Below are 12,653 nucleotides of genomic sequence, written 5' to 3'. Positions count from 1 at the left end.
AGTCGCCTGCCCGTCGGGATGGCCCTGCGCAGCGGCGCGCCGGCTCCCACCCGGGGAGCCGGCGCGCCGAGGCGTACGTCAGTTGTTCGGTTCGTCGGCGCTGATGTCCGCGAGCACCGACTGCGGCTCCCGCTCCACCGCGAGGTCACCCATCGAGACCAGGCCGACCAGCCGCCCGTCGTCGATGACCGGCAGCCGGCGGACGGCGTACGTGCGCATCAGGTCGGCGGCGGCGACCGCGTCGTCGTACTGGCTCACCGTGATCACGTCCTTGCTGGTGACCGCGTTGAGCGGGGTCGAGTTCGGGTCCATGTTCTCCGCCACGCCCCGCACCGTGATGTCCCGGTCCGTCACGATGCCGATCACATCGTCACCGTTGGTCACCACCACGTCGCCGATGGCGCTGTCGCGCATCTCCCGGGCGGCGGCGATCAGCGTCTCGTTGCCGTCCATCGTCACCAACCGGGTCGTCATGAACTCTCCGACCGTTGTCATGGTGCTCCCCTCTCGGTGTCGGCACCGCCGTCTACCCGCCGACCGGGACGGGGTAACGCGCGGCGCCCCGGGGCCGGAGCCGCGTCGGCGGGGCTGGTCAGGCGCGCGGCGGGACGCCGTAGAGGCGTTCGACGTGCAGCCGGAGCACGAGACGTCCCTCGGCGACCATCGCCCGCCGGTAGTCGGCCCAGTCCGGGTGCTCCCCCTGGATCGCCCGGTAGAGGTCGACCAGCTCCGTCACGGTCGCGTCCTTCGGGTCGGCGGCCACCGGCGTCAGCTCGGCGCGCGCCTCCGCGACCGCGTACGCCCAGCCGTCGCCGCTGCTGACGTGGAAGGAGGCGCGCGGGTCCCGGCGCAGGTTGGCGGTCTTGGCCCGGCCGTCGGTCACCGAGACGCGGATCAGGGCCGAGGCGCTGTCGAAGGCGTAGATCACGGTGGACAGCTGCGGGCGTCCGTCGCGCCGGAGCGTCGCCAGCACCCCCATCCGGTGGCCGGCGATCAGCTCCGTCAACGTCCGCTGGGTCTCGTCGTCCGCCACGGCAAACCTCCCGCTCGACCGGTCACGGCGTACCCATCGAACCACGGCGCACGCCCGGCCGTGCCGTACGCCGAACGCGCCGGGGCCCCGCCGAAGCCGGCGGGGCCCCGCGGAGCACGTCGGTCAGCGGCGCTCGGCGGCGACCAGCTCGGCGAGCTGCACCGCGTTGAGCGCGGCGCCCTTGCGCAGGTTGTCGTTGGAGCAGAACAGGGCGAGGCCGTGCTCGACGGTCTCGTCGGCGCGGATCCGGCCGACGTAGGTCGGGTCCTGGCCGGCGGCCTGCAACGGGGTCGGCACGTCGGCGAGCGCCACGCCGGGGGCGCCGTCGAGCAGCTCGCGGGCCCGCTGCGGGGTGATCGGGCGGGCGAACCGGGCGTTGATCTGGAGCGAGTGGCCGGTGAACACGGGCACCCGGACGCAGGTGCCGGAGACGCGCAGCCCGGGGATCTCCAGGATGCGGCGGCTCTCGTTGCGCAGCTTCTGCTCCTCGTCGGTCTCGAAGCTGCCGTCGTCGACGATCGAGCCGGCGAGCGGGAGCACGTTGAACGCGATCGGCCGGGCGAACGAGCGGGGGGCCGGGAACTCCACGGCCGCACCGTCGAAGGCGAGGCCGGTGGCGTGCTCGGCGACCTTGCGGACCTGCTCGTCGAGTTCGGCGACACCGGCGAGGCCTGCGCCGGAGACCGCCTGGTACGTCGAGACGACCAGGCTGACCAGCTCCGCCTCGGCGTGCAGCGGGCGCAGCACGGGCATCGCGGCCATCGTCGTGCAGTTCGGGTTGGCGATGATCCCCTTGGGGCGTACGGCGGCGGCGTGCGGGTTGACCTCGGCGACGACCAGCGGCACCTCGGGGTCCATGCGGAACGCCGACGAGTTGTCGATGACGACGGCGCCCGCGGCGGCGACCCGGGGCGCGAGCTCCTTCGCGGTGCCCTTGCCGGCGGAGAAGAGCGCGATGTCGAGCCCGGAGTAGTCGGCGGTGGCCGCGTCCTCCACGGTCACCTCGCCGTCGCGCCAGGGCAGGGTGCGCCCGGCCGACCGCGCCGAGGCGAACAACCGCACCTGCTCCGCCGGGAACTCCCGCTCCGCCAGCACCTGCCGCATCACGCCACCGACCTGGCCGGTGGCCCCCACAATGCCGATCCTCATGCCCGCGAGGCTACCCAGCCCGGCGGCCCGACCGGGAACGCTTTCCCACCGACCGGGGCCGGCGGCGGCCCCGCCGGGGCGTCGCGGCGGTCACGGCGGAACGGCCACGGGACGGAACGACACCGTCACGAGGGCCGGTGGCACGAAAGGATCGTCAGCCGGCGGGGCGGACCGCCGCAGCATCCACGCCGACCGTCCCGGTGCGGGACGCGGCGCCGGCCCGGGGCGGCGCGACCCAAGTCACACCGCCCCGGCCCGGTCAGGAGGCGGGTTCGACCAGTTCGCCGAGGCCGGTGGCGACGAGTTCGTCGCGGATCGCCGCCGCGTCGCCCTCCACCACGAGGGTGAGCTCCTCCGGGCGCAGGTGCGTGGCCGCCGCCGCGGAGACCTGGGCCACGTCGGCGGCGAGCAGCGACTCCCGCAGCCGGGCGTGGTAGTCGTCCGGCAGGTCGTGCACGACCAGGGTGGTCAGCGCGGAGGCGATCGCCCGGGGGCTCTGCAGCTCGACCGAGAGCTGCCCGGCCCGCCAGGAACGCGCGACCTCCAGCTCCTCCTCGGTCACCCCGGTCTGCCGGGTACGGGTGATCTCGCCGACCGCCTCGACGATGGCCGGCGCGGTGACGGCCGTCTGCACCCCGGAGCTGACCAGGAACCGACCGAACCGGCGGGACGAGGCGAAGTCGCCCCGGATGCCGTACGTGTAGCCGTGCACCTCACGGATCAGGTGGTTGAGCCGGGAGGTGAACGCCCCGCCGAGCACCGTGCCGGCGAGCGTCATCGGCACGTGGTCGGGGTGGGCCCGGTGCGGTGACGGGTGACCCAGCCGCAGCGTGGACTGCACCGATCCGGGCCGGTCCACCAGGATGAACCGCCGGCCGGGGCGGGCCGGCACCTCGATCGGGCCGCCCCGGTCGACCGGCCCGCCGCCGGTGCCGGCGAACGCCGCCGCCCCGAGCGCGTCCAGGTCCAACCGGTCCAGGTCACCCGCGACGATCAGCGTGCCGGGGCGGATGAACCACTCGGAGTGGAAGACCGTGACGTCCTCGACGTCCAGCGCCGCCACCGACTCCGGGTCGCCGTACATGGGGCGGCCCCACCGGCTCCCGGCGCCGAACAGGTCGGCACGCAGCGCCGCGTCGGCCCGGGGGCCCGGGTTGGCCCAGTCCATCCGCAGCGCGGTCGCCTCGTCGTCGCGGACCCGCCGCACGTCGTCCGGGTCCAGCTTCGGGGTACGCACCGCCTCGGCGAGCAGCTCCACGGCGGCACTCAGCCGCTCCACCGGCACCTGCACGCTGACCTGGAAGGAGTCCCAGTCCAGCCCGATCACCAGCTCGGTGCCGAGCCCCTCGATGGCCAGCGCGTACGCCGTCGCGTCGCGCTGCGCCGTCCCCTCCTCCAGGGCCTTGGCGAGCACCGCGCCGAGCCCCTCCTTGCCGAGCGGCTCGCGGCCGGCGCCCGCGTCGAGCAGCAGCAGCGCCACGGCCAGGTTCTGCCCGGGCAGGTGCGCGGCGACCACCTGACCACCGGCCACCGTGCGGCGGACCACCTGCGGGAACCGGTACGGGCGGGCGGCACCCGGCCCGGGACGGTCAGCGATCAGCGTCATCAGGGCTTCTCCTCGGGCAGGTAGGTCAGGGTCACCCGGTCGGCGGCGGCGAGCACCTCGGCGGCGGTCTCGGCGATCTGCTCGGCGGTCACCGCCAGCCAGGCCGGCAGCCGTTCCCCGGCCTTCGCCGGGTCGCCGAACTGCGTGGCGTAGCGCCCGAGCGTGTCCGCCCGGCCGTCCACCGTCGACATCTGCCGCCACCACGACGTGCTGAGCAGGGCCTTGGCCCGGTCCAGTTCGGCGGCGGTGACCGGGACGGTGGCCAGCTCGTCGACCACCTCGGCCAGCCCGGCGGCCAGCCGTTCGGCGCTCACCCCGGGGCGGGCCGTGGCGGTGGCGATCAGCGGCGCGGGGGCGTGCGCCAGGTCCACCCCGTACGCCCCGACGAGGTCGGGCTGGGCGATCCGCTCCCCGTCGGCGAGGCGCTGGTAGAGGCGGCTGCCCCGGCCGCTGCCCAGCACGGTGGCGAGCACCGTCGTCACGTCGTAGCCGGGGCTGCCGAACGGGTGGGTACGGTGCGCGACGTAGACGCGTGGCGCCGGCACGTCGGCGGTGACCGTCTCCAGCGCGGGCCCGCCGGTACGCGGCACGTCGCGGCCGTCCGGGGCGGGCGGGATCTCCGCCCGGGGCGGGATCGCGCCGAAGTACTTGTCGGCCAGCGCGAACACCTCGGCGGCCGAGGCGTCGCCCACCACGGTGAGCACCGCGTTGTTGGGCGCGTAGTACGTCTGGTGGAACGCCTGGAAGGTGGCCAGGTCGGCGGCGTTGAGATCGGCCATCGACCCGATCGTGGCGTGGTGGTAGGGGTGCCCGGGCGGGTAGAGCAGCGGCAGCAGCCGCAGCCAGGAGTCCCCGTAGGGCACATTCTCGTAGCGCTGGCGCCGCTCGTTCTTGACCACGTCCCGCTGGTTGTCCAGCGTCTCCTGGGTCAGCGCGGGCACCAGGCCGCCCATCCGGTCGGCCTCCAGCCAGAGCGCCAGCTCCAGGTGCTCGGCGGGGACGGTCTCGAAGTAGTTGGTGCGGTCCGGGTTGGTGGTGGCGTTGAGCGAGCCGCCCGAGCCCTGCACCAGCTTCATGTGCTCGGTCTTCGCCACGTTGACCGAGCCCTCGAACATCAGGTGCTCGAAGAGGTGGGCGAAGCCCGTCTGCCCCTCGGGTTCGTGCCGGGAGCCGACGTCGTACCAGAGGTTCACGGCGACCGCCGGGGCGGTGCGGTCCTCACTCACCACCACGCGCAGGCCGTTGTCCAGTCGGGTGGTCTCGATGGGCCAGGGGTAACCGCTGTCGGGCATGGCCACGACGCTATCCGATCAGCTGCACGGAAAGGGGACGCGCCGCACACGGCGAGGCATCGACCGGGGACGGGCGGGTACCGGGGAAGCATGCCGCCTGCCTCCGCCGTGACCGACCGGGCCGCCGTCGTGGTCGAGCGCGCGACCGCCGCCCTGACCCGGCTGCGCCGGGCCCGCCTGCTGCACCCGGCGGGTCGCTCGTTCGCGGGCGAGGTCGTCGTCTGGGGTACGCCGGGACCGCCGACTGGGGTGCCGACGCTGGACGATCCGGGGCGCTACCCGGCCGCCGTCCGGCTCTCCCGGGGCGTACCGACCCCGGACGGCTGGCCGGACGTGCTGGGGCTGGCGGTACGGCTGTACCGGGAGGCCGGACGGCCGTTCGACCTGCTGGTCAGCTCCAGTGGGGCAGCGCCGCTGCTGCGGAACCTGCCACTGCCCCGGCGACGCGTCGCGGGGACGTACAGCACGATCATGCCGTTGCGCGCGGGCCGGCGGCGGCTCTTCCTGGCGGCACTGGCCGACCCGGACTCCCCCGACCTGGGGCGCAGCCTCGCCGAGGTGGCGGACGCCGCCCGGGCGGACGCGCCGCGCCTGGTGCTCGCGGTCGCGTCCGCCGTCGGGCCGTGGCGGCCGTTCGGCCAGGTCGAACTCGGCGCCCAGCTCAGTGCCCGGGAGGACGCGGCGCTGGCCTTCGACCCGGTCGGCAACCTGCCGCCGGGGCTGCGGGCGCTCGGCCCGATCGCCTGGCTGCGGGCGCGGACCTACCGGGGCTCGCAACGGGCCCGGGGCGCCGTGGCTCAGTCGGGGGGTTCGACGGGGGTCACGGTCTGATCGGAGGTGCGCTGCTCCAGCACGGTGTCCGGGGCGGCGTTGCGGTCCTCCTCCCGGATGTCGGACTCGGCGAGGATCGCCTCCGCCTGGGCGTGGGGGTCGTCGCTGCCCACCGCCGCCTCCTCGGGCAGCAGGTGCGCGCGGGACTCCACCCGTTCCTGGTCGCTCGGTTCGTCAGTCATGGCCGCACACATACCCCGCCGGCACGCCCGGCACGCCGCATGATCGCGACCGGTGCGGCGGTAGGTCCGCCGCGGTCCCGGCCGCCGCCCGCCCCGTCGGCGACACCGGCGTGGAACTTCCCGGGCCGTCGGGTAGGCTGGGCGGCGTGACGCGTTCGTATCGATGGTTTAGGGAGCCGGCTCGCACGCCGGTGACTTCACCATGATCTGACGTCACCACTTTCGAGCCGGCCGGGCAGGAGCTTTCGTTCCTGCCCTTTTGCGTACGAGCAGCCGGCTCGACCCGGGCACCGGCCCCGGGGCACGGTCGGCGGAAGGATTCCCACCGTGACGACCCCGGAGACCGATCGGGTCAGCGATCAGCGGATCGACCGCGTCGTGCCGCTGACCACCCCGGCCCTGCTGCACCACGAACTGCCCCTCGACGACGCGCTCGCCTCGGCCGTGCTGGCCGGGCGACGCGCCGTCGGCCGGGTGCTGGACGGCGCCGACGACCGCCTGCTGGTGGTGGTCGGCCCGTGCTCGGTGCACGACCCGGCCGCCGCCCTGGAGTACGCCCACCTGCTCCGCGCCGCCGCCGCCCGGGTGGCCGACGACCTGCTGGTGGTGATGCGGGTCTACTTCGAGAAGCCGCGCTCGACCGTGGGCTGGAAGGGCCTGATCAACGACCCCGGGCTGGACGGTTCGGGCGACGTCAACACCGGTCTGCGCACCGCCCGCGCGCTCCTGCTGGACGTGCTGCGCCTCGGGCTCCCGGTCGGTTGCGAGTTCCTCGACCCGATCACTCCGCAGTACATCGCCGACACGGTGGCGTGGGGTGCGATCGGCGCCCGCACGGTGGAGAGCCAGGTGCACCGGCAGCTCGCCTCGGGCCTGTCGATGCCGATCGGCATGAAGAACCGCCCGGACGGCAGCATCGGCACCGCCGTGGACGCGATCCGGGCCGCCGGCGTACCCCACGTCTTCCCCGGCATCGACGTCTCGGGCACGCCGGCGATCCTGCACACCAGGGGGAACGCCGACGGGCACCTGGTGCTGCGCGGCGGTGGTGGACGGCCCAACTACGACGCCGAGTCGGTCGCCGGCGCGCTGGGGCTGCTGCGGGCGGCCAACCTGCCCGAGCGCGTGGTGATCGACGCGAGCCACGCCAACAGCGGCAAGGACCACCGCAACCAGCCGAGGGTGGCCGCGGACGTGGCCGCCCAGCTCGACGCCGGCCAGCGCGGCATCGTCGGGATCATGCTGGAGAGCTTCCTGCTCCCCGGCCGGCAGGACCTCGACCCGACCCGCGAGCTGACGTACGGCCAGTCGGTCACCGACGCCTGCATCGGCTGGGACACCACGGAGGAGGTCCTCAACCACCTGGCCGCCGCCGTCCGCACCCGCCGCCGTACCCCCGCCCCCACCCCCGCCTGAGCCCGCATCCGGGGGCGGGCCCGGGTGCGACGGGAGAGACAGTGCCGCCCCCGGGCCCTGAGGCTCGGGGGCGGCACCGGTGTCGGTGTGCAGGTCGCCTCTCGGCGAGTGGCGCGACGCGGCTCCAGCCGGACGGTATTCCGCGAAGGCGATTTAGGTGAGGCCCGGGGACACTGGACACACCGACACCTCAGTCAACGGGCGACCCGCCGCCGGTGTTCCGCCCTCCGCCATGACCACCGTCACAACTCGGCGGCTCCGCGCCGACACGGGCATGGGCGGCGCCGAGTTGGACGGGCACGGACGACGGCGCCGAGCTGCGCGGGTACGGACGGCGCCGGAGCGCGGTGACGTTTGACCGATTCGGACGCGGGTAGCTGACCGTCGTGACCGACGACGCACCCGTGACGGACGCGCCCGTGATCGAGGAGCCGGACACCCGGCCCCTCGACGAACTGCTCGATGATCTCTATCGCGGCCAGGAGCGGATCAGTCAGGCGGACATCTACCGCCGGGCCGTCGCCGCGGAACTGCCCGCGCAGCTCCTCACCCGCATCGCCGCCCTGCCGGAGGGCGAGTACGCCGTGGACGAGGTGGCCGACCTGCTCGGCGGTTCGGTCACCTGACGCCGGCGGCACGGACGGCCTCCCGCACCGGAGGCCGACGAGGCAGTGAGGAGAGCGAGATGTCCCACCACGAGGAAGAGCACGAGAAACTGCCGGCGCTCGGTCAACCCCCCGAGGGCCGGGACACCCTGCCGGAGCCGGACTTCGCCAACGAGCACGACCGCACGGCGGTCGACCGGGACGTGATCACCGGCGCGGACGCCGACGAGCGCGAGCCGGAGGCCTCCCGCGGCTGGGCCGGCGAGGACCACGGCACGACCCCGACCTGATCCCCCGCCGGGGCGAGGCGGGGCCCGACCCCCTCCCCCGCGGCGGAGGGCCCGACCCGATCCCCGCCCGCGCGGCGGAACGAGGAACGGCAGGACGACGACACGACGAAGGGGCCGGCGCGCAGCCGGCCCCTTCGTCCTACCGCTTTCTCAGTCCTCGTCGTGGCCGCCGCCCTCGGCGGCCTGCTGGGCCACCGCGTACGCCATCTGGAGGAAGTCCGAGGCGGCCACGGCGGTCAGCGCGGTCGCCACCAGGCGGGTCAGCCGGGGGGCGAGCACCAGCCCGCCCGTGAGCCCGGTGGCGACCCAGACGGCGAGGCAGAACGGGCAGCTCAACAGCTCGCCGATGGCGTGCCGGGCGGAGCTGCCCTGGTCCCGGACCTGCTCCATCACCTCGCCGCTGCCGATCGGCTTGTCGTACCGCGTGAACGGCGCCCGCAGCGGGCTGGTCACCGCGTCCTTCGACAGCAGCCGGCTCAGCTTGTGGGTGGCGATGCCGAGCAGCACCACGTCGGCCGGGCTGGGCCGGTCGGGCACCTGCCGGCCGGTGACCTTGACCAGACCGGCGATGCCGGCGGTCACCCCGGCGTAGGTTCCCATCGCCGCCAGGTAGCCGCCCAGCGGCCGGTGTTCGTGCGGCGCGTACGCCTGGCGCAGTCGCGCCACCTTGTCCTTCAGGGCGGTCACCCGGTCTCCTCGGTCTTCTCGGTCGGATCCCGGCCTCAGCCGGCCTGCAGGTTGTCGGCGACCTCCCGGGCGAGGCTGTCCAGCGCCTCGTCGGCCAGCCGCTCGGCGTCCGGTCCGCCGGTCAGGTCGAGCCGCATCCGGGCGCCACCCGCCTGGGCGGGGTCGACCCGGAGCTCGGCGGACCAGTCCTCGGCGGCGCTCCACCGGGCCCGCAGCTCCTCCACGCTGACCTCCTCCGCCGGGCTGCCGTCGCCCCGCAGCGGCTCGGGCAGCCACGCCGACGCCCGGGCGGGGTCCGTGGCGGTGTTGAACACCACCTCCGGTGGCGCGGACATCCCGCGCTCGGCGTACGCCATCACACGTCCCGCAGCCGGCTCGGGTCGACCTCGCGACCGGGGTGCCGGGCGAGGTACTCGGTCTCCAGCTCGGCGGTGCGTCGCAGGTGGGTGGCGAGCGCGGAGTCCGCGGCGTGGCGGAGGGTGTCCAGCCGGGTGCGGTGCAGGCTGTGCATCTCCCGGATCAGGTCCTCGTCGGCCAGCTCGGCGGGATCGACGCCGGGCAGCTCGCCGTCGATCGGATCCGCCTCGCCGGAGGCCCTGTCGTGGACATGGTCGCCGTCCCACTCGGGCATCCGTTGCTCCGGGCTGCCGAAGTCGTCCTGCCGTACCGATCCCGTCATGATCGACCCCCTGCTCTGGTTTGGGCTCGCGTCTAGACGGATGCCCACACGGGGTGGCACCAAACCCGGCCGCGCTACGACGCCGCGTCGGAGACCGCCGCCGCCCCCGGTACTCTCGATGCCATGAAGCGGCTCTGGACCCCGGCGTGGATCGCGCGCCACGTGGCCATGGTCGTGCTGGTCAGCGGTTTCCTGGGCCTGGGCTGGTGGCAGTTCAGCCGGGCTGCCGCCGGCAACTCGATCAGCTGGGGCTACGCGGTCGAGTGGCCGATCTTCGCGGGTTTCGTGGTCTTCGTCTGGTGGCGTGAGGTCCGGCACACGCTGCGGGGGCCGGCCGCCGCGCCCGGGGAGGCGTCGCCCTCCGCCGGCACGCCGGCCGACGCGACCCGCCCGGTCGTACGCCGACCCGTCCGGGTCGCCCGCGCGTCCGCGGCTGCCGACGGCGGCGAGGACGGCGACCTGACCGCCTACAACCACTACCTGCAATGGCTGAACGACAACCCGGGCGCGAAACCCGGTGACTACCCCGGCTGAGGCCGGGCGCGAAAGGACGGACGACGGTGGGCGCAGCCCTGACCCGGTACCGAGTCATCGCCTGGATCGTCGGCGTGGCGCTGATCCTGCTGGTCGTGATCGGCATGCCGATGAAGTACGGCTTCGACGAACCGATCCTGGTGGAGACCGTGGGGCAGGCCCACGGCTTCCTCTACATGCTCTACCTGGTGGCCGCCTTCGACCTGTCGCGCCGGGCCGGTTGGCCGCTCAAGCGCATGGTCCTGGTGATGCTGGCCGGCACGGTGCCGTTCGTCTCCTTCTTCGCCGAGCGCCGGGTCAGCTCCTGGGTCGGCGCCGAGCAGCCCGAGCGGGCCCCGGAGCCGGTCGCCGGCTAGCGGTTGGGCCGCCACGGCTCGGTCGAGGCGAGCGGGTCCTCCCAGCCGCCGTAGCGGTTCATCTCCCGGGCCCGGCGCAGGGCCCGGGAGACCTGCCCGAACTGCCGCTCGTCGTCGCTGCTGAACAGCAGCACCCGCTCCCCGCCCCGCCGGCCCCACAGCTCGTACGCGGGCGGTCGCCACCGGTCCCCGACCAGCGCGACCACCACCGGCAGCAGGAACACCAGACCCAGGACGAGGTACGCGCCCGCGGTGAGTCGTTGCAGCCCGCCCGTGAAGCCGAGCAGGAGGCCGACGCCGCCGATCATGGCGCCGGTGACCAGGGCGGCCCGCACCGCGACGCGGTCGTGCGGGCCACGGCCGGTCTGCAGGTGGGTCAGCTCGGTGACCCACCAACTGTTGCGCCCGACGGTGAACCGGTCGACCGTGACGATGATCCCGGGGCGGGCGTAGAGGAGGGTGGTTGCCTGCGCGGTCGTCCGCGCCTGTCGGGTGGCGCCTTGAGGGTGCACGTTCTACCTCCCGCGGCTGGTGCCGGGTCGGCTCCCGTCGACGGTCTCGCATCGGTGCCGGTCGACGGGATTCCCGGCTGCGCGCTTCATTGTGTGGCGCACGTGCCAGCTCGGACGGTGATTTCGGCTCGTGTCCGGCCCGCACCGCCGGTCGGTCCGGTGGTTGCGGCCACCGTGTCGGTCTTGTCGGTTATGGCGGAACACGTTCCGAAGTCATGTGCCGACAACGACGAATGGAATGGATCGCCCGATTGCCGACATCAGCCGCTCCGGACCGTGTCGGGCCGGGAGAAGTCGATCACGAACGGGGGTGGTTAGTGATCAACAAATTTCGTCCCTCGGCCAACATTCGACCCTGCTTCAACTGACACAACTCCTGCCCCGGGGTTAGGTTGTCCGAGCCGGCCCGGTCGATCGCCGTCCACCCGGACAGCACCGGCCCGGTGTCGCCGAGGGCCTCAGCAGCCCACGGTGGCCGGTGGGAGAGGAGCGTTCCGCTCTTGTCGTCCCTCAGTAACACGCTGCGCGCCCTGGCGATCGCCATGGTGTCCGCCACGCTGCTCGCACCGGCGGTACCCGCCCGGGCCGAACCGTCCCCCGCCGAGCTGACCCGGCGGATCGAGAACTCCTCCGCCCAGCTGGAACACGTCGTCGAGGCTTACAACAAGCTCCGGGAGGAGATCAAGGCCAACCAGGCCGCCGTGGCGCGGGTGCAGAGCCGCATCGGCCCGCTGGAGCAGGAGACCGAGCGGAGCCGGGCCGACGTCGGCGAGATGGCGGTGACCGCGTACAAGACCGGCAGCAACCTGACCACCGTGGACGCGCTGCTGCGTCCCGGCGGCGCCGACACCCTGCTGGACCGGCTCGAGGTGCTCGACCAGCTCACCCGGCAGCGGCAGGCGACGATCTCGAACTTCACCGGCAACCAGCGCCGGCTGCTCGACGAGAAGACCCGGCTGGAGGTCACGCTGGGCCGGCAGGCGGTCCAGGCCCGCGAGATGACCGCCGCGAAGAAGCGGATCGAACGCGACCTGGCCGAGCTCTACGAGCTGCGCCGGCAGGCGTACGGGCGGGCCACGGAGAAGCCGACGGCCCGGCCCGACAGCGCGAAGCAGGCGCCCTCGGTCTCCGGCCAGGCCGGCGTCGCGGTGCGGTACGCGTACGGCGCGCTCGGCAAGCCGTACCGCTGGGGCGCCGACGGGCCGAACGGCTACGACTGCTCGGGGCTGACCTCGGCGGCCTGGCGGGCGGCCGGCAAGTCGCTGCCGCACAACACCCGGATGCAGTGGAGCGCGGTCGCCCACATCAGCCGCAGCGAGCTGCGCCCCGGCGACCTCGTCTTCTACAGCGGCCTCGGGCACGTTGGCCTCTACGTCGGCGGCGGTCAGGTCATCGACGCGCCGAGCGCCGGGCGCAACGTACTCAAACGGGGCATGAACCTGATGCCCATCCAGGGCTACGGCCGGGTGCGCTGAGCGCAC

17 protein-coding genes are annotated in these 12,653 nt (G+C 74.0%); 7 read left to right on the top strand and 10 right to left on the bottom strand.

Annotated elements, in window-relative coordinates; genetic code table 11:
• Positions 1 to 78 precede the first annotated feature (78 nt).
• From ACGFIR_RS20775 to ACGFIR_RS20755, 5 genes are all read right to left on the bottom strand, one after another.
• Positions 79 to 495, bottom strand: coding sequence for a CBS domain-containing protein (locus ACGFIR_RS20775; RefSeq protein WP_392999191.1), 417 nt, complete (start codon positions 493 to 495; stop codon positions 79 to 81).
• A gap of 97 nt (positions 496 to 592) precedes the next feature.
• Positions 593 to 1,033, bottom strand: a complete 441-nt coding sequence (locus ACGFIR_RS20770) for a PPOX class F420-dependent oxidoreductase (RefSeq protein WP_393146520.1) — start codon at positions 1,031 to 1,033, stop codon at positions 593 to 595.
• A 123-nt stretch (positions 1,034 to 1,156) separates the two neighbouring features.
• Complete coding sequence (locus ACGFIR_RS20765) at positions 1,157 to 2,182, bottom strand: aspartate-semialdehyde dehydrogenase (RefSeq protein WP_392999187.1); 1,026 nt, start codon at positions 2,180 to 2,182, stop codon at positions 1,157 to 1,159.
• A gap of 259 nt (positions 2,183 to 2,441) precedes the next feature.
• Positions 2,442 to 3,788 (bottom strand): M16 family metallopeptidase, encoded by a 1,347-nt coding sequence (locus tag ACGFIR_RS20760; RefSeq protein WP_392999185.1) that lies wholly within the window; start codon positions 3,786 to 3,788, stop codon positions 2,442 to 2,444.
• Positions 3,788 to 5,080, bottom strand: a complete 1,293-nt coding sequence (locus ACGFIR_RS20755) for a M16 family metallopeptidase (protein WP_393146518.1) — start codon at positions 5,078 to 5,080, stop codon at positions 3,788 to 3,790. Before ACGFIR_RS20755 ends, ACGFIR_RS20760 begins: the two co-directional genes overlap by 1 nt.
• A 90-nt stretch (positions 5,081 to 5,170) precedes the next feature.
• Here ACGFIR_RS20755 and ACGFIR_RS20750 point away from each other — a divergent pair, with 90 nt between their 5' ends.
• Complete coding sequence (locus ACGFIR_RS20750) at positions 5,171 to 5,911, top strand: phosphodiesterase (RefSeq protein ID WP_393146516.1); 741 nt, start codon at positions 5,171 to 5,173, stop codon at positions 5,909 to 5,911.
• Here the strand turns inward: ACGFIR_RS20750 and ACGFIR_RS20745 are convergent.
• Complete coding sequence (locus ACGFIR_RS20745; protein ID WP_393146514.1) at positions 5,878 to 6,093, bottom strand: hypothetical protein; 216 nt, start codon at positions 6,091 to 6,093, stop codon at positions 5,878 to 5,880. The genes ACGFIR_RS20750 and ACGFIR_RS20745 overlap by 34 nt on opposite strands.
• Before the next feature lie 318 nt (positions 6,094 to 6,411).
• On the opposite strand from ACGFIR_RS20745, the gene ACGFIR_RS20740 reads away from it, so the two are divergent.
• From ACGFIR_RS20740 to ACGFIR_RS20730, 3 genes are all read left to right on the top strand, one after another.
• Positions 6,412 to 7,509 carry a 3-deoxy-7-phosphoheptulonate synthase gene (locus tag ACGFIR_RS20740; RefSeq protein WP_393146626.1) on the top strand — a complete coding sequence of 366 codons (1,098 nt, stop codon included), beginning with the start codon at positions 6,412 to 6,414 and terminating at the stop codon, positions 7,507 to 7,509.
• A gap of 377 nt (positions 7,510 to 7,886) precedes the next feature.
• Positions 7,887 to 8,135, top strand: coding sequence for a hypothetical protein (locus tag ACGFIR_RS20735; RefSeq protein WP_392999456.1), 249 nt, complete (start codon positions 7,887 to 7,889; stop codon positions 8,133 to 8,135).
• Between the two features lie 59 nt (positions 8,136 to 8,194).
• Complete coding sequence (locus ACGFIR_RS20730; protein WP_392999177.1) at positions 8,195 to 8,404, top strand: hypothetical protein; 210 nt, start codon at positions 8,195 to 8,197, stop codon at positions 8,402 to 8,404.
• A 150-nt stretch (positions 8,405 to 8,554) separates the two neighbouring features.
• Here ACGFIR_RS20730 and ACGFIR_RS20725 read toward each other — a convergent pair whose 3' ends face one another.
• From ACGFIR_RS20725 to ACGFIR_RS20715, 3 genes are read right to left on the bottom strand one after another with little or no spacing between them, the layout of a single operon-like run.
• Positions 8,555 to 9,091 carry a DUF1360 domain-containing protein gene (locus tag ACGFIR_RS20725; protein WP_392999175.1) on the bottom strand — a complete coding sequence of 179 codons (537 nt, stop codon included), beginning with the start codon at positions 9,089 to 9,091 and terminating at the stop codon, positions 8,555 to 8,557.
• Positions 9,092 to 9,126: 35 nt separating this feature from the next.
• Entirely contained in the window at positions 9,127 to 9,447 is a 321-nt protein-coding gene (locus tag ACGFIR_RS20720; protein WP_392999173.1) for a hypothetical protein, read from the bottom strand.
• Positions 9,447 to 9,773: a DUF6158 family protein gene (locus ACGFIR_RS20715; RefSeq protein WP_392999454.1), complete on the bottom strand. Its 327-nt coding sequence runs from the start codon at positions 9,771 to 9,773 to the stop codon at positions 9,447 to 9,449. Before ACGFIR_RS20715 ends, ACGFIR_RS20720 begins: the two co-directional genes overlap by 1 nt.
• Positions 9,774 to 9,893: 120 nt before the next feature.
• On the opposite strand from ACGFIR_RS20715, the gene ACGFIR_RS20710 reads away from it, so the two are divergent.
• Together ACGFIR_RS20710 and ACGFIR_RS20705 are read left to right on the top strand one after the other, a co-directional pair.
• A complete protein-coding gene (locus ACGFIR_RS20710) occupies positions 9,894 to 10,304 on the top strand; it encodes a hypothetical protein (protein ID WP_393146512.1) in 411 nt (136 codons plus the stop codon).
• A gap of 26 nt (positions 10,305 to 10,330) precedes the next feature.
• Complete coding sequence (locus ACGFIR_RS20705; RefSeq protein WP_392999169.1) at positions 10,331 to 10,660, top strand: DUF3817 domain-containing protein; 330 nt, start codon at positions 10,331 to 10,333, stop codon at positions 10,658 to 10,660.
• Here the strand turns inward: ACGFIR_RS20705 and ACGFIR_RS20700 are convergent.
• Entirely contained in the window at positions 10,657 to 11,172 is a 516-nt protein-coding gene (locus ACGFIR_RS20700; protein WP_392999167.1) for a DUF6232 family protein, read from the bottom strand. The genes ACGFIR_RS20705 and ACGFIR_RS20700 overlap by 4 nt on opposite strands.
• 500 nt (positions 11,173 to 11,672) lie before the next feature.
• Here ACGFIR_RS20700 and ACGFIR_RS20695 point away from each other — a divergent pair, with 500 nt between their 5' ends.
• On the top strand, positions 11,673 to 12,647 hold the full coding sequence (locus tag ACGFIR_RS20695) for an NlpC/P60 family protein (RefSeq protein WP_392999166.1): 975 nt from the start codon (positions 11,673 to 11,675) through the stop codon (positions 12,645 to 12,647).
• Positions 12,648 to 12,653: the final 6 nt, after the last annotated feature.

Origin of the sequence: Micromonospora sp. NPDC049051, assembly GCF_043197575.1 — a bacterium.
In the GTDB taxonomy this organism is placed as follows: domain Bacteria; phylum Actinomycetota; class Actinomycetes; order Mycobacteriales; family Micromonosporaceae; genus Micromonospora.
The sequence above is the reverse complement of the archived record's forward strand: the minus strand, read 5'-3'. Positions and strand labels throughout refer to the sequence as shown.